Genomic DNA, 14969 nt, shown 5'->3' with positions numbered 1-14969 from the left:
TATCATCGTGCGGTGCTCGCCTTCGACGATCCCCTGCCCCGCCGCCCGCGCCGGTTCGCGGTGGCAGGGGTGTCGGGGGCGGGGAAGACGACGCTCGCGGCGAGGATCGCAGAGGTCACCGGTGCGCCGCACACCGAGATCGACGCCCTCTTCCACGGAGCCGGTTGGACCGAGCGGCCAGAGTTCCTCGACGATGTCGGGCGGCTGGTGGCGGGGGAGTCCTGGGTGACCGAATGGCAGTACGCGACCGCGCGTCCTCTCCTCACCGCGCGTGCCGACATCCTGGTCTGGCTCGACCTGCCCTACTGGAGCTGCGTGTTCCCCCGGGTCGTGCGGCGGACCCTTCGGCGGCGGCTCCGCCGCGAGGAACTGTGGAACGGCAACATCGAGCCTGCGCTCCACACCTTCTTCACAGACCCCGAGCACATCGTGCGCTGGTCGATCAGCACCAGGCGCAAGTACGACGAGCGGATTCCCCGACTGGCCCGCGATGACACGGCGCCGGCGGTGATTCGTCTGCGTTCGCAGAACGAGGTCGATCAGTGGGTCGATGGACCGCTGCGGGCCAGTGCGCGACTCTCTTGATCCCGCACCCTCGCCACCATGCTCACCCGCTCCAGCTCATTCAGAAGGGGGCGACGGTGAGTCCGTCGTCGTCGGTGGGGACGAACGCGACCCGTGAGGGTGGGTGGCTGTCGTAGTTCTTCCCTCCAGGGCTGGTGAATTTCAGCACCCCGCCGGGGAGTTGTTCGACGTGCCAGTTCGTCGCGTGTTTCAACGTGTGGTGCCTCACGCACTCGTTACAGAGGTTGTCGTTGGACGTTGGTCCGCCTAACGCGAAGTCTCTGGAGTGGTCTTTGTCGCAGAGTTTCGCGGGCCTTCGGCATCCCGGTGTTCGGCAGGTGACGTCGCGGGCGTTGAGGAACCGGGTTTGGGAGGGATGGAGCACGTACCTGTCCACGGCGGTGACGACCCCGGTGATGGGGTCGGTCAACACCCGGTCCCACACCCTCGCCGTCCCTGCCATCCGCCGGGCCGTTTCCGGATCAACCGGGGTGACTCCGTTCAACTCGGCTCCCGACCCGGTGACGCCGGTGAGGGTGGTGATCGGGATGGTGATCTGCACTTCGGCCCGGATGGCGCCGAGCCCGCCCGTGGTCTGGTCGGTGGGGTCGATCACCGGGGACGCGGCGAGGAGCATGTCCAGGGCGAGGTCGCAGCGTATCTCATCCAGTGAGCGGTCGTCGAACCACGGCTCTGCCGTTTCCTCCTCCGGCGCACCCGCTTCACCCTGCGTCGCGGCGTACTCGCGCCGCTTCGCGCGGTCGACGTCCTTGATCGTGGTGCCCTGCCCGGTGAGCCGGTTGAAGGCGCCGTGGATGTAGACGTTCCCGCCCAGGATCGTCAACGTCGACAGGGTGTCGTCCAGGTCGGTGACCCACACCCGTCTTTCCTTCATCGCCGTGTGGTGTCGTTCCTGCAACGGCCTCGGGTCCAACACCGCGGCACGTTGGATGGCGTACTTCTTCGTCCGCGGCACCGTCTGCCGCTCCGCTTCGACGAGCACGATGCGTTCGAACGCCGCCCGGTCGGCGGCATCCTCGATCACCCGGCCCGCATCCTGGATCACCTGCGCATGCGCCCGACTGACCCGCCCCTCGACCAGGGCATCCATCGTCTGCGGGAACAGCTCGATCAGTTCGTGCGCGTCATGCATCTGCGACTGCATCGACCGGTCATTCACCCGCACCGCCATCCCCAGCTCCAGCGCCATCGACCGCAACGGCATGTCCCGCTCCCTGGACGACACCGACCCCACCCGCGACCGCTGCTCGAGCGTCAACGCGTATGCGTCGGCGAGCAACCGGGTCTCCTTCGCCTCCAGCGCCGCCCGACGCCGCCGCAGCTTCGCCAGCTCATCCGCGAGCACCCCGGCGCGCCTATTCTCCGCCCGCCGTCGCTTCTCGTCCGCGTCCACTGGAAACCCCGTCTCGATGATCTACCAGAATCATCGCAGAGGTGTCCGACATCGCGCATGGAAAAGAGGCACGTAGTGTCGTATTTATCTTCGCAATCCGCATGCGCTACCGGCCGCCGCTCACTTCAAGACAGTACGCTCAACCGGTGACCTCGCACACACTTCCCGACGGTGCCATCCTGCGCCGCGCTCAGCCCGGAGATGAGCCGGGCATCCTCGACGCCATCACCGCCCTCGCGGCCTACGAGCGAGAGCCCGACGCGGTGGCGAACACGGTCGAAGCCCTGACCGACTCGCTGTTCGGAGCCGAGCCGCGCGTATTCGCCCACGTCGTCGAACGCGACGGGGCGATCTTCGGCATCGCAATCTGGTTCCTCACCTACTCCACCTGGACCGGAACGCACGGCATCTGGCTCGAGGATCTCTGGGTGCACGACGTCGCCCGGGGCCGCGGCTACGGTCGCGCGCTCATGCAGGCGCTCGCGGGCGAGTGCGTCGAACGCGGGTACGCGCGGTTCGAGTGGACGGTGCTCGACTGGAACGAACCCTCGATCGGGTTCTACCGGGCGATCGGCGCCCTGCCGATGGAGGAATGGACCACCCAGCGTCTCAGCGGTGACGCCCTGCGCGCCCTCGCGCACGTGCCTCCCGGGCGGGCGTAACCGCGGGGATCGTCGCCGACACCCCAGACGAAAGCGGCGGATGCGGCATGTCCTGCACCGCACCCGCCGCTTCGCGCGCCTGTGTCAGACGCGGCGGTATGTTCCCGTCATCGGGCAGTCGAAGGGGTCGCGAGCCGCGAGCCCCACGCGGTTCAGGTACGCGATCACGATGGCGTAGGAGCGCCACAGCGTGGTCTCGGTATACGGCACGTTCAGCGTCTCGCAGTGGTCGCGGACGATCTCGCGGGCCTTGGCCAGATGCGGGCGAGGCATGTTCGGGAAGAGGTGATGCTCCACCTGGTAGTTCAAGCCGCCCATGAGCACCGTCGCCCACCATCCGCCGCTGACGTTGCGCGAAGTGCGCACCTGCTTGGAGAAGAAGTCGAGCTTGGCGTCCTTCGCGATGACCGGCATGCCCTTGTGGTTGGGGGCGAAGGAGGCTCCCATGTACACGCCGAACACGGCCAGCTGCACGCCCAGGAAGGCGAAGGCCATACCCAGGGGAAGGACGAGGAAGACGGGGATGAGCACGACGCCGAAGCGGAGGAACAGCAGGGCGAGCTCGGTGAACCGACCCTTCACGGGCTGTCGGCTGAACAGGTGACGGAACGCGAGGGCGTGGAGATTGAGCCCCTCGAGGGTCAGAAGCGGGAAGAACAGGTATCCCTGTCGATGGGTGATCGCCCGGCGCAGGCCCCGGGCCGTCGCCGCATCCTCATCGATGAACGAGATCGTGTCGATCTCGATGTCGGGATCCTTGCCGACCCGGTTGGGGTTGGCGTGGTGTCGGGTGTGCTTGCTGGCCCACCACGAGACGCTCATGCCCACGACGCCGTTGCCGAGGATCAGCGCAAGGCGGTCGTTCGCGGGCCCCGAGCTGAGGATCTGACGGTGCGCCGCCTCGTGCGCCAGGAAGGCCACCTGGGTGAACAGGATGCCCAGAGCTGCGGCGATGAGGAGCTGGAACCAGCTGTCGCCGAGCAGGATGAAGCCGGCGATGCAGGCGCCGAAGCCGACGGCGATCGCTGCGCCGACGAGCGCGTAGAACCAGCGTGCTCGGGCAAGGAGACCGGTCTCACGGACGATCTGCGCCACATCGGTGTAAGCGCGGGCCATGGGCGGGAACTCCGCCGTGCCGGCATAGGTCTGACGAACAGGTCCGAGGCGGGGCTCGAGGACGGTTGAAGAGATGGGGTTACCTCGGTTTCGATCGCGACCACTTCGGCCTGAGGAGCCAAAGGCGGACGCCGATCGCTTCCTTCAGCGTACGTACCCTCGTATCCACGAAGCGGTATACGCCCGAGTTCCCAGAAAGCCGTCAGCCGGCGGGGAGACCTTTCGGTCACCCCCGCCGGCTGACGGGATGAAGATCAGAGTGCGCGGATGTTCGCAGCCTGCATGCCCTTGGGGCCACGCTCGGCGTCGAATTCGACTTTCTGCGCTTCGTGGAGCTCCTTGAAGCCCTCACCGGTGATCGCGCTGAAGTGCGCGAAGAGATCGGCCGAGCCGTCGTCGGGTGCGATGAACCCGTAGCCCTTCTCGGAGTTGAACCATTTCACGGTGCCAGTGGCCATCGTGTCTTTCCTTTTTCTTTTCGGGCCGCGAAGGCGACCGGGTGTGCCGCTCCCACAAGTGCGGAGCGGACGTGTTCAGCGCGGCCCGGTAACAGACCCGCGTGAAGCCCGTCAACCGTAGCACGGCAACAGGTGCGGATCAGGAGAGCTTTCGCAGCGCGGAGCCCTTGTGTGCGGCTTTGTCGCCGCTCTTCTCCGATTCGACGATGTACGCCGGCTCGTCGTCACTGGCGGTGAACTTCTGGCCGGCGAACTGGAAGTCCTTCGTCCGGCGCTCCACCACCTTGCCCTGGGTGCGCCCCCGCGACGTGCTCCAGCTGACGCGATCGCCCTTCTTGAGGTCCTTGGTCACGACATCCTCCTTCTCTCCCGAGAAATGGTCGCGCCCCCGCGGCGGGGGACGAAGCCCTTGACCGCGGGGGCGAAACCTGCGAAGAGCGGCGGATCAGACCGTCGACGTCGCCTCCGAGCGGCGGGGGAGGACCCACCCGGCGCGCGGGAAGTGGCAGGTGTAGCCGTTCGGGATGCGCAGCAGGTAGTCCTGGTGCTCGGGCTCGGCCTCCCAGAAGGGGCCTGCCTGCTCGATCGTCGTGACGGCCTTGCCGGGCCAGAGGCCCGAGGCGTCGACGTCGGCGATGGTGTCGCGCGCGGTCTGCTCCTGCACCGGGGTCAGCGGGAAGATCGCCGAACGGTAGCTGGTGCCGATGTCGTTGCCCTGACGGTTCAGCGTCGACGGGTCGTGGATCTGGAAGAAGAACGCCAGGATGTCGCGGTACGTCGTCTGGGACGGATCGAAGACGATCTCCACCGCCTCGGCGTGACCGGGGTGGTTTCGGTAGGTGGCGTGATCGTTGCTTCCGCCGGTGTAGCCGACGCGGGTCTGCAGGACTCCGGGCTGCCTGCGGATCAGATCCTCCATGCCCCAGAAGCATCCGCCCGCGAGGACGGCGGTCTCGGTGCCGGGGAGGCGGGTGATCGCTCCGGTGTCGGTGGGTCCACTGGTCATGAGGCGTTCTCCTTCTGGGTGTTCTCGAACAGTCTGCGGTATGCGCCGTACCCCTGGGCCTGCAGATCCGATGCAGGCACGAAGCGCAGCGCGGCCGAATTCATGCAGTAACGAAGCCCACCGGCATCCCGCGGTCCGTCTCGGAAGACGTGCCCGAGGTGGCTGTCAGCGATCGCCGACCGCACCTCGGTGCGCGGCAGGATCATCTTCCAGTCCGTCTTCGTCGTCACCGCCTCGGGGTCGATGGGGCGCGTGAAGCTCGGCCACCCGGTCCTGCTGTCGAACTTGTCGGTGGAGGAGAACAGCGGCTCTCCCGACACCACGTCGACATAGATTCCGGGCTCGTGGTTGTTCCAGTGGGCGTTCCGGAACGGCGGCTCGGTGCCGTCGCGCTGGGTGACCTGATACTGCAGGTCGGTCAGGGCGCTGATCGCCTCGGGGGTCTTGCGGTACTCGTTCGTCACGGTTCCTCCTCACGCGGCTGGCTGCCGCGTCACAGGGAAGAACCGTCGGCAGGCCGGATTTGGTCCCGCGAAGCTGGGAGCCGCCTGCGAATCCGGCTCCGCTGGCAGGGTGGCGGCCGCTTGTCAACGGGGGGCGGCCCCTCGTGCCCGCGGGATGGAATGGACGCACACCTCGACGAAAGGGACGTGATGAACGAGACGGCCACCCCAGGGCACGACGAGCAGGCCAAGCTCCGCGAGCTGCTGAAGAAGTTCCGCTTCGCCATGGTGACCACGCGCGCGGCGGACGGCTCGCTCCAGGCGCACCCCCTGACCGTGCAGGAGGCGGAATTCGACGGCGATCTGTGGTTCGTGATCGCGCGTCACGCGTCTGCCGTGCAGCACGTCCAGGCCGACCCCCGCGTCGGGGTGTCCTTCAGCTCGAACGACGCCTGGCTGTCGCTGTCGGGTCGCGCCGAGGTGGTGACCGACGACGCGAAGCTGCGGGAGCTCTGGAACCCAGGCGTCGAGGCCTGGTTCCCGAACGGTCCCGAGGATCCCGAGATCGTCCTCCTCCGGTTCGACGCCGAGGGAGGGGAGTACTGGGACAGCCCCGGCGGCCGGGTCGCGACGCTTCTCGCCTTCGTCAAGCACAAGGTGACCGGCGAGCGCCTCGAGGGTGAGAACGAGAAGTTCGACCTGTGACACCCATCGCCACGGTGACCCGCCGGCACCGGGTCGTGGTGATCGGCGGCGGCAACGGCGGGCTCTCGGTCGCCGGTCGCCTCGTCCGGCGCGGGGTCTCCGACATCGCCGTCATCGAGCCCCGCAGCGAGCACGTCTACAAGCCGCTTCTCTCGCACGTCGCGGGCGGAACGGCGCGGCTTCAAGAGACGATGCGCCCTCAGGGCGAGGTGACCCCGCGCGGGGTCACCTGGATCCAGGATGCTGCGAGCGACATCGATCCGGAACGCTCGACCGTGACCCTCGGCGGCGGCGACGTCATCGGATACGACCACCTCATCGTGAGCGCCGGCGTACAGCACGACTGGACGCGAGTGCCGGGGTTGTCTGCGGCGCTGACCACGCCGCACGTGGTGTCGAACTACGAGCCCGATCTGGCGGGGAAGGCGAGCGTGGCTCTGCGCGACCTCCGGCGCGGCACCGCGGTCTTCGTCCAGCCGCCCGGCCCCGCCTCCTGCGCGGGGGCAGGGCAGAAGCCGATGTATCAGGCGTGCGACTACTGGCGTCGGATCGGCGTGCTCGACGACATCCGCGTCATCCTCGTCCTTCCCACTCCGACGATGTTCGGGATCCCCGAGATCGACGCCGAGCTGGAGCGGGTGGTCGCCCGGTACGGCATCGAGGTGCGCTATTCGACCGAGCTGGCGATCGTCGACGGCGACGAGCGTCACGTCACGCTTGAATCGCACGGGACGCGGGAGAGGATCGACTACGACGTGCTGTCGGTCGAACCGTCCCAGTCGGCCCCCGATTGGCTCAAGGCGACGCCGCTCTCCGCGGCATCCGACCCCGGCGGATTCGTCGCCGTCGACGCCGAGACCCTCCGGCATCCCCGATGGCCGAGCGTCTGGAGTCTGGGGGATGCCGCGGACACGACGAATTCGAAGTCGGGCGGGGCCCTGCGCAAGCAGAGCTACGTGCTGGCGAAGAACCTCGCCGCCGTGATCGCCGGGCGTCGGCCGACGGCACGCTACGACGGGTACTCGGTCTGCCCGTTCACCGTCTCCCGCTCGACGGTCGTCTTCGCGGAGTTCGACGATCGCGGGGAGCTCAAGCCGACGATCCCGTTCTGGCGGTCGATGTACCGCGAGAACCGGCTGTCGTGGATCTTCGACCGCCGCATCCTGCCCTGGCTGTACTGGCACGCCATCCTGCCGGGCCGGCTCTGACTCAGGCGGAGCCGCTCCAGGGGGCCGGTACGATGACCCAGAGGACGACCGCGGGGGCGCCGCCGTCGACCTCCCATGTGTGCGGTTCGCGGCCCGGGAAGGTCAGGGCGTCGCCCGGCGAGAGCGAGACCGTTCGATCGGCGAACCGCACGGTCATCCGGCCCGTGACGACGTGGACCACCTCGACGTCGCAATTGATCGTGTAGAGCTCGCGGCCCCCGTGGGCGTCGGCGGCGAGCTCCGAGCGCAGCAGCTGCACCCGCTGTTCGGAACGTGGCGAAAGGAGTCGATCGTCGACGTGGACGCCACCGAGATTGACGCGGGGAGCATCGTCCCAGGTCACGCGCTGCACTTCGGGCTCGGCGAACAGTGCACCCATCGGCAGGGACAGCACCTGGCACAGCTGCACGAGCGTCGACACGCTCGGTGAGGTCTCGTCCCGCTCGACGCGGCTGAGGAATCCCTTCGACAGGCCGGTGGTCGTGGCCACCTGCGCGAGCGACATGCCCTGCGCAGTGCGAGCGGCGCGCAGCTTGGCGCCGATGGGGGCCACCTTCTCTTCGGCCGCGGGATGGATCGCCCTCACCGCGCCTCCTTCCGCGTCGCTCTTGACGCCGGGCGTGCACGGGCGTAGCGTGCAGCGCAGCAGTTGCGCCCAGCGTACCAAAGGTTTACTAATATGCAACCCTCATCCTCTCCGACACCGCGCGGCCCGGTGGATGCGAGCGTCGTCCCTCGATTCGCCGGCATCGCGACCTTCGCGCGCCTGCCGACGCTGGACGAGGTCGGGCGCGCGGACGTCGCGGTCGTGGGCGTGCCCTTCGACAGCGGGGTCAGCTACCGGCCGGGCGCGCGCTTCGGGCCGGCGCATGTGCGCGAGGCCTCTCGACTGCTGCGTCCGTACAACCCCGCCCAGGACGTCTTCCCCTTCGGAGCCCAGCAGGTCGCCGACGCTGGCGACATCGCCGCCAACCCGTTCGACATCGATGCAGCGGTGGCCGAAATCGCCGCCGCCGCGAGGAAGCTCGGCGAGCGGGCGACGCGCCTGGTCACGATCGGCGGTGACCACACGATCGCCCTGCCGCTGCTGCGCACGGTCAGCGAGCGCCACGGCCCGGTCGCCGTCATTCACTTCGATGCGCACCTCGACACCTGGGACACCTACTTCGGCGCGCCGACCACCCACGGCACACCGTTCCGGCGGGCGTCGGAGGAGGGGCTGATCGATCTCACCGCCAGCATGCACGTCGGCATCCGGGGTCCGCTGTACGACAAGAGCGACCTCAGCGACGACGAGCGACTCGGTTTCGCCATCGTGACGACCGACGAGATCGAGCGCGACGGCGTCGCGCGTGCGATCGAGCGGATCCGCACCCGCGTCGCGGGTGCGCCGGTCTATCTGTCGATCGACATCGACGTCCTCGACCCCGCCCACGCCCCCGGTACCGGCACCCCCGAGGCCGGAGGGCTCACCAGCCGTGAGCTTCTCACCATCATCCGCAGTCTCAGCGATCTGCCGATCGTCGGTGCCGACGTCGTCGAGGTCGCTCCGGCATACGACCACGCGCAGATCACCGCGGTCGCGGCCAGCCACACCGTCTACGAGCTGTTGAGCGCCATGGCTCCGAAGGGGGCGAACGCATGAGGACCCCGACGCACGACGAGGTGATCCAGGCGGCGGCCGGGATCGTCGACGCCTACGCCGCCACCGACGGCTGGCGGTACTTCTCCCTGTTCGCGCCCTCGGCGACCTTCCTCTTCCACACCGAGCCGTGTCGACTCGACGACCGCGCCGCCTACGAGCGGCTCTGGGACTCGTGGATCGGCGAGGGATGGCGCGTCGTATCGTGCGTCTCGTCCGATCCGCTCGTGCAGCTCCACCCGGGGTTCGCCGTCTTCACCCACACCGTGGACACCACGGTGGCGACCGAAGACGGTGAGGACTCCTTCCGCGAGCGCGAAACCATCGTCTTCGCCGTCGAGGACGCACAGCTCGTCGCCGTCCACGAACACCTCTCGCCTCTCAGCTGAGACCCTCCCTCTCCCCTCTCCCAAGGAGCCCGATGATGTCGCTCTACACCCGCCTCGATCGCCGCCTGCAGTCCCAGTCCGATGACGCCGGGGCCGTCCGCGGGGACTATTCGCTCGGTCGCATCCTGATGATCTGGCTCGCTGCCAACCTCGTCGTGACCACCCTGCTCACAGGAACGCTGTTCGTTCCCGAGGTCGGCTTCGGCACGGTCATCGGCCTGATCGTCGGGGGAACGATTTTCGGCGCCGCTGTGCTCGTGACGGTGGGTGCGATCGGAACCCGCACGGGCCTCCCGACGATGGCCCTCACGCGGGGCCCCTTCGGCACACGCGGCAGCCTTCTCCCGGTCGCCGCCAACGTCGTGATCCTCATGGGGTGGAGCTGGGTGCAGGCCATGCTCGCCGGGCTCGCCCTGAATTACATCGTCGCAGCGGTGACGGGGTTCTCGAGCCCCGTGCTCTTCGCCGTGATCTGTCAGACGATCGTCGTCATCCTCGCGATCTTCGGTCATGCGGGGGTGGCGCGGGTGGAGCCGTGGTTCGCGGCGGTCATCCTCGCCATCGCGGTCTACATCTTCGCCGTCTCGTTCGCGACCTTCAGCCCGGCGGAGTTCGCCGCCATCCCGGCTCCCGAGGTGCCGTTCTACACGCCCGGTCTCGTGTTCGACGTGGTGCTGGCGACCGCCATCTCGTGGACGGTGCTCTCGGCCGACTTCAACCGCTTCGCGCGCTCGACCCGCGCCGGTGTCATCGGCTCGGGCGTGGGCTACACCCTCTCGACCGTGATCGCGATGTCGCTCGGAGCGACGGCGATCGGATATGTGGTCCTCAGCGGCGGTGAGGCGATCCCGTTCGATCCCGCAACCATCGTGGAGCCCTTCGGCGCCCTGTTCGCGGTGGCCATCTTCCTCTCCGTCATGGCGACGAACACGATGGTGGTCTACGGGATGGTGACCACGGTGGTCAACGCCGTACCGGGGTCGCGGGTGCGGTTCCTCCCCGCCGCTCTCGTCCTGGGTGTCATCTCGATCATCGGCGCGACGTTCTTCGGGCTGCTGGATCAGTTCACCACGTTCCTCGTGACGATCAGTGCGCTGTTCGCCCCCATCTTCGCGATCATGATCGTCGACTACTACCTCATCAAGCGGGGTGACTACGACGACGACATCCTCCGGTCCACCGGCGGCCGGTTCTGGTACACCGGGGGTGTGAACCTCCTGGCCGTGGCAGCCTGGGCAGTCGGCGCGGTGCTCGCCTACGTGTGGGCCTACGTCTGGCCGCTGCCGTTCGGGGCGACCGTGCCGGCGTTCGGGGTCACCTTCCTGCTCTACCTGCTGGTCTCGCTTCCCACCCGTCGCAGGGGGCCGTTCGCGGCGGAACGCCACCTCGCCGCGAGTCGCGCGGACTGAGGCGCCGTGATCCACGATCTCAGCCATGTCGTCTCCGACGGGATGCCGGTGTACCCGGGTGATCCCGAGGTGCACGTCCAGGCCGGGCTGACCATTGCGGCGGACGGGGTCGATGTCGCTCGGCTGACGATGGGTTCCCACACGGGGACGCACGTCGACGCCCCCTCGCACACCGTCCCGGGCGGCCGGACGATGGCGTCGGTCGGTCTCGACGAGCTCGTGGGCGACGCGATCGTGCTCCGTGTTCGGGTCGGCGAGGGCGAGACCTACGGCTGGCGCGACCTCGATCCGCAGGGGGCGCTGCCCGAGACGCTGCCGTCCATCGCCCTGATCAGCACCGGTTGGGACGCCTTCTTCACCGATGATCGGCGGCGGCTGCGGCATCCGGCTCTCGATCCCGCTGCCGCGCGCATGCTCATCGACCGCGGCGTGCATGTCATCGCCGTCGACACCCTGAGCCCCGACCCGACGGGCGGGGCGGCCTTCCCCGTCCACGACGTCGTCCTCGGCTCCGATCACCTCATCGTCGAGAACGTCCGCGGGGTGGCGACGCTGCCCGACAGGGTGCGGGTGGGGTTCTTCCCGCTGAGGATCTGCGGCGACGGCGCGCCGGTGCGCGCGGTCGCCTTCACCTGAGTCAGGCGATCCGCTCGCCGCACATGCCGCAGATCCCGGTCGCCGACACCTCGATGAAGCAGTCCGGGCACACCGGCCGCGGCTTGTCCTCCACCACCCTGCGTTGCGGCGTCGCCCGCTCTCGCGGGGCGTGGGGGGCTCGCGTTTTGCGGATCGGTGCGGGGGCGGCCGACGGCGGCGGCGCCGCGGCCGGGACGTGCGCGGCGCAATAGAAGCGGACGAACCCCGAGTGATGATTCGGATGACGGTGCTTGACCGCGAAGAGTGCGGTGCGTTCCCACGCCGACACCTCGGCCGGGCACCCCGAGCAGCGTGCCGGATCGCCGGGAGCGACATCAGCCGCGGGGACGGGGGTGTCGAACGGGAGGGCGTCTCGCCAGTCCGCTGAGGATGCGACTCTCATCTCGGTGGGCACCCGGAGGTGTCATCGGCTGTCGGTGTTCGACGCCGACGCCGCGCTGTTCATCGTAGGCGTCGCGGGGGTCGGGTCGCTTTCGGGGAACGCTGCGATCACCGACCATTCGGTGACGCTTCGGAGAATTCCGCGCAACGCGATCGCCTCGCTCCTGGCGGCGGCCGGTCCCTCGGTCGCGTGCACATCGATCGCGAGCGGTGGGGGCTCGCCGAACTTGGGGATCTCGATCTCGATCCAGACGCCGTCGCGGAGGGGGATGCGAGGGCGCGCGGTGCCGCCGCCGACCACGGTGCTGCCTGTCGCGCGCGCGATGATCGCGAGGGCCGCGAGCTTGTCGACCGCGTCGGCGGCCACGAGGGTGGCCACGGCAGGCTCGTCGGCCGGCGCGTCGGATGGGGCGGACATGATTCCAGTCAACCAGCCTCGGGCGCCGCGTGGCGCGGAGTCGTACGCTGAATCCATGGCGATCCTCGTGCTCACCCTCGTCGGAACCGATCGCGCAGGCCTCGTGGCCGCGGTGGCCGAGGTGATCGACGCCCACGGAGGCAACTGGGAGCACAGCGAGCTGGCCGAGCTCGCCGGGGCCTTCGCCGGCGTGATTCAGGTGTCGGCGCCCGAAGAGCGCCTCGACGCCCTGCGGGCCGCTCTCGACGCCGTTCCCGGGCTGATCACGGTGAGCGTGCCGGGGGAGGGAAGCGGTGCGCCCGGCGACACGTCGTCGCGCCGCCTGTCTTTCACCGTGCTCGGCAATGATCACCCCGGGATCGTCCACGAGATCTCCGCAGCCCTCGGATCCCATGGCGTGAGCATCGACCGGATGCGGACCGAGACCCGCGATGCGGCGATGGCCGGCGGGCGCCTGTTCGAGGCGACCGTTTCGGCCGTCGTACCGCCCTCCGTCGAGGTCGCCGCGGTCATCGCCGACCTCGAGCGGATCGCCGCCGAGCTCCAGGTCGACGTCGCCGCGCGCGACTGAGCGCACCACCACTCCCTTCCCCGGCGGGAATTCCCTGCCGCGCCGGCGGCGTTGCGATCAATGGAGGTACGCCCGTGACATCCCCCCTTTTCCGTCCGCTCACCGTGCGCGGCATCACCCTGGCCAACCGGATCGTGATGGCGCCCATGTGCCAGTACTCGGCCGACCCCGACGGGCCCGACGTCGGCGCGCCGAACGACTGGCACGTCCAGCACTACGGTTCGCGGTCGCTCGGGCGCCCCGGCCTCATCATCGTCGAAGCGACCGCGGTCAGCGCCGAGGGCCGCATCTCGGCCTACGACCTGGGCATCTGGAACGACACGCAGGTGGCCGCGCACCGCCGGCTCACGCGGTTCTTCCGCGACAACGGCGTGGCCGCCGGGATCCAACTCGCCCACGCCGGGCGGAAGGCGAGTTCACCGCGTCCGTTCGACGGCCCGTTCGGAAGCGACGAGCCTGCCGCCGACTGGCAGCCGGTCGCCCCGAGCGCCGTGGCGTTCGCGCCCGACAAGCAGGTGCCGACGGCGCTGGACCGTGCGGGGATCGACGAGGTCATCGGGCAGTTCGCGACCGCCGCGCGACGCGCGCGGGAAGCCGGTTACGACGTCATCGAGATCCATGCCGCCCACGGGTATCTGCTGCACGAGTTCCTCTCGCCCGTGTCGAACACCCGCACCGACGACTACGGCGGCTCTTTCGAGAACCGCGTGCGGATTCTCGAGCAGGTGACCGATGCGGTACGGCAGGCGGTCGGCGACCGGACGCCGATCTTCGTGAGGATCTCGGCCACCGACTGGGTGGAACCGGCCGGCTGGACGGCGGATGACAGCGTGCGGCTCGCCGGCCTGCTCCGCGAGCGCGGCGTGGACGTCGTGCACGTCTCCACCGGCGGCAACGTCGCCGACGCGCAGATCCCCGTCGGACCGGGGTATCAGGTGCCGTTCTCCCGCCGCATCCGACAGGAGGCTCACGTGCTGACGGCGGCCGTGGGTCTGATCCGCGACCCCGAACAGGCCGAGGAGATCCTCGATGCCGGCGACGCCGACCTGGTCGCGCTCGCGCGGGAGTTCCTCCTCGACCCCCTCTGGCCCGTGACCGCCGCGCGCCACCTGGGGGAGGAGTGGTCGCTCGCCCCGCAGTACGAGCGGGCGGAGATCCTCGCGCGCCGGGACGCACGCACATCGGTCTGACCCCGGCGATGTCCGGCGGCGCTCCGCGCCTGCGAATTCCCTCCACTTTCGCCCTCAACGATGCGTAACGACATATCGTTAGGTATCGCTCGGCGTCGCGACCGCGACGGAGCGGAGGAGGTCATCATGAGCAACTCATTCTTCGGCGAAGCATTCTCGGGGCGCGGCGGGTCGGCGTCGGGATGGCCGATGTCGAACATCGCGGAGGCCATGGACCAGCTGCGCTCCGCCTTCGAGAAGGGCGTCGGCAGCGGGTCCGCGCCGCGGATGAACCGAGGTGACGTGCGCACGGCCGTCCTCACTCTTCTGCTGGAGCGCCCCATGCACGGCTACCAGATCATCCAGCTCATCGAGGAGCGCAGCGGCGGCAGCTGGAAGCCCAGCGCCGGCTCGGTCTACCCCACGCTCCAGCTCCTCGCTGACGAAGGCCTGATCGAGGCCAAGGAAGCGGATGGGCGCAAGACCTACAGCCTGACCGAGGGCGGAATCGCCGAGGCCGAGGCCGCTGCCGAACGCGGAGCGCCCTGGGAGTCCGGCGGAGCGTCGCACCGCGAGTCGCCGCGCATGACCGCTCTCCCCAAGGCTGGTCTCGACCTGGCACAGGCCGCGGCACAGGTGGCCCGCTCCGGCTCGTCGGCTCAGGTGGAAGAGGCTGTCGCCGTCCTCGAGGACGCGCGCCGTAGGCTCTACTCCATCCTCGCCCAGAGCTGATTCGACGCCACTCGTGCGTCGGCGT

General features: G+C 69.0%; 20 protein-coding genes. 11 read left to right on the top strand and 9 right to left on the bottom strand.

Annotation, left to right across the window (positions count from 1 at the left end):
* The first annotated feature begins 12 nt into the window (after positions 1 to 12).
* Positions 13 to 585, top strand: a complete 573-nt coding sequence (locus FBY40_RS14100) for an AAA family ATPase (RefSeq protein ID WP_141939414.1) — start codon at positions 13 to 15, stop codon at positions 583 to 585.
* A 40-nt stretch (positions 586 to 625) separates the two neighbouring features.
* Here the strand turns inward: FBY40_RS14100 and FBY40_RS14095 are convergent, their stop codons facing one another.
* Positions 626 to 1930: an HNH endonuclease signature motif containing protein gene (locus FBY40_RS14095; RefSeq protein ID WP_160141404.1), complete on the bottom strand. Its 1305-nt coding sequence runs from the start codon at positions 1928 to 1930 to the stop codon at positions 626 to 628.
* Positions 1931 to 2124: 194 nt separating this feature from the next.
* On the opposite strand from FBY40_RS14095, the gene FBY40_RS14090 reads away from it, so the two are divergent.
* On the top strand, positions 2125 to 2640 hold the full coding sequence (locus FBY40_RS14090; protein WP_235014921.1) for a GNAT family N-acetyltransferase: 516 nt from the start codon (positions 2125 to 2127) through the stop codon (positions 2638 to 2640).
* A gap of 84 nt (positions 2641 to 2724) precedes the next feature.
* Here FBY40_RS14090 and FBY40_RS14085 read toward each other — a convergent pair whose 3' ends face one another.
* The 5 genes from FBY40_RS14085 to msrB form a co-directional block, all read right to left on the bottom strand.
* The gene (locus tag FBY40_RS14085) at positions 2725 to 3831 is read right to left on the bottom strand and encodes a fatty acid desaturase family protein (RefSeq protein ID WP_141939412.1); all 1107 of its coding nucleotides are present in this window, start codon (positions 3829 to 3831) and stop codon (positions 2725 to 2727) included.
* A 179-nt stretch (positions 3832 to 4010) separates the two neighbouring features.
* Positions 4011 to 4214, bottom strand: coding sequence for a cold-shock protein (locus FBY40_RS14080; protein WP_124293899.1), 204 nt, complete (start codon positions 4212 to 4214; stop codon positions 4011 to 4013).
* 139 nt (positions 4215 to 4353) lie between these two features.
* On the bottom strand, positions 4354 to 4566 hold the full coding sequence (locus tag FBY40_RS14075) for a DUF2945 domain-containing protein (protein WP_141939411.1): 213 nt from the start codon (positions 4564 to 4566) through the stop codon (positions 4354 to 4356).
* 93 nt (positions 4567 to 4659) lie between these two features.
* Positions 4660 to 5220, bottom strand: coding sequence for a peptide-methionine (S)-S-oxide reductase MsrA (gene msrA / locus FBY40_RS14070; RefSeq protein ID WP_141939410.1), 561 nt, complete (start codon positions 5218 to 5220; stop codon positions 4660 to 4662).
* Entirely contained in the window at positions 5217 to 5684 is a 468-nt protein-coding gene (gene msrB / locus FBY40_RS14065) for a peptide-methionine (R)-S-oxide reductase MsrB (RefSeq protein ID WP_141939409.1), read from the bottom strand. The genes msrA and msrB overlap by 4 nt, the downstream gene beginning before the upstream one ends.
* A 189-nt stretch (positions 5685 to 5873) precedes the next feature.
* Between msrB and FBY40_RS14060 the strand changes: the two genes are divergently transcribed.
* Entirely contained in the window at positions 5874 to 6368 is a 495-nt protein-coding gene (locus tag FBY40_RS14060) for a pyridoxamine 5'-phosphate oxidase family protein (RefSeq protein ID WP_141939408.1), read from the top strand.
* Complete coding sequence (locus FBY40_RS14055; RefSeq protein WP_442922872.1) at positions 6365 to 7576, top strand: NAD(P)/FAD-dependent oxidoreductase; 1212 nt, start codon at positions 6365 to 6367, stop codon at positions 7574 to 7576. Before FBY40_RS14060 ends, FBY40_RS14055 begins: the two co-directional genes overlap by 4 nt.
* Position 7577: 1 nt before the next feature.
* On the opposite strand, the gene FBY40_RS14050 is transcribed toward FBY40_RS14055, so the two are convergent.
* Positions 7578 to 8162, bottom strand: coding sequence for a helix-turn-helix domain-containing protein (locus FBY40_RS14050; protein ID WP_124293894.1), 585 nt, complete (start codon positions 8160 to 8162; stop codon positions 7578 to 7580).
* 93 nt (positions 8163 to 8255) lie between these two features.
* Between FBY40_RS14050 and speB the strand changes: the two genes are divergently transcribed.
* The 4 genes from speB to FBY40_RS14030 are packed head-to-tail and all read left to right on the top strand — an operon-like array spanning position 8256 to position 11652.
* A complete protein-coding gene (gene speB / locus FBY40_RS14045; RefSeq protein ID WP_141939407.1) occupies positions 8256 to 9221 on the top strand; it encodes an agmatinase in 966 nt (321 codons plus the stop codon).
* Positions 9218 to 9607 (top strand): nuclear transport factor 2 family protein, encoded by a 390-nt coding sequence (locus tag FBY40_RS14040; protein ID WP_141939406.1) that lies wholly within the window; start codon positions 9218 to 9220, stop codon positions 9605 to 9607. The genes speB and FBY40_RS14040 overlap by 4 nt, the downstream gene beginning before the upstream one ends.
* 32 nt (positions 9608 to 9639) lie before the next feature.
* Entirely contained in the window at positions 9640 to 11016 is a 1377-nt protein-coding gene (locus FBY40_RS14035; RefSeq protein WP_141939405.1) for a cytosine permease, read from the top strand.
* A gap of 6 nt (positions 11017 to 11022) precedes the next feature.
* A complete protein-coding gene (locus tag FBY40_RS14030; protein ID WP_141939404.1) occupies positions 11023 to 11652 on the top strand; it encodes a cyclase family protein in 630 nt (209 codons plus the stop codon).
* Between the two features lies 1 nt (position 11653).
* On the opposite strand, the gene FBY40_RS14025 is transcribed toward FBY40_RS14030, so the two are convergent.
* On the bottom strand, positions 11654 to 12055 hold the full coding sequence (locus tag FBY40_RS14025; RefSeq protein WP_141939403.1) for a glucose-6-phosphate dehydrogenase: 402 nt from the start codon (positions 12053 to 12055) through the stop codon (positions 11654 to 11656).
* Between the two features lie 21 nt (positions 12056 to 12076).
* The gene (locus tag FBY40_RS14020; RefSeq protein WP_141939402.1) at positions 12077 to 12472 is read right to left on the bottom strand and encodes a hypothetical protein; all 396 of its coding nucleotides are present in this window, start codon (positions 12470 to 12472) and stop codon (positions 12077 to 12079) included.
* A gap of 55 nt (positions 12473 to 12527) precedes the next feature.
* Between FBY40_RS14020 and FBY40_RS14015 the strand changes: the two genes are divergently transcribed.
* The 3 genes from FBY40_RS14015 (at position 12528) to FBY40_RS14005 (ending at position 14944) form a co-directional block, all read left to right on the top strand.
* The gene (locus tag FBY40_RS14015; protein WP_141939401.1) at positions 12528 to 13043 is read left to right on the top strand and encodes a glycine cleavage system protein R; all 516 of its coding nucleotides are present in this window, start codon (positions 12528 to 12530) and stop codon (positions 13041 to 13043) included.
* A 74-nt stretch (positions 13044 to 13117) separates the two neighbouring features.
* Positions 13118 to 14233 (top strand): NADH:flavin oxidoreductase/NADH oxidase, encoded by a 1116-nt coding sequence (locus FBY40_RS14010; RefSeq protein ID WP_141939400.1) that lies wholly within the window; start codon positions 13118 to 13120, stop codon positions 14231 to 14233.
* A gap of 126 nt (positions 14234 to 14359) precedes the next feature.
* Positions 14360 to 14944 carry a PadR family transcriptional regulator gene (locus FBY40_RS14005; RefSeq protein WP_141939399.1) on the top strand — a complete coding sequence of 195 codons (585 nt, stop codon included), beginning with the start codon at positions 14360 to 14362 and terminating at the stop codon, positions 14942 to 14944.
* The last annotated feature ends 25 nt before the right edge of the window (positions 14945 to 14969 follow it).

Source organism: Microbacterium sp. SLBN-154 (assembly GCF_006715565.1).
Lineage (GTDB): Bacteria > Actinomycetota > Actinomycetes > Actinomycetales > Microbacteriaceae > Microbacterium.
This window is presented reverse-complemented; position numbering and strand designations above follow the sequence as displayed.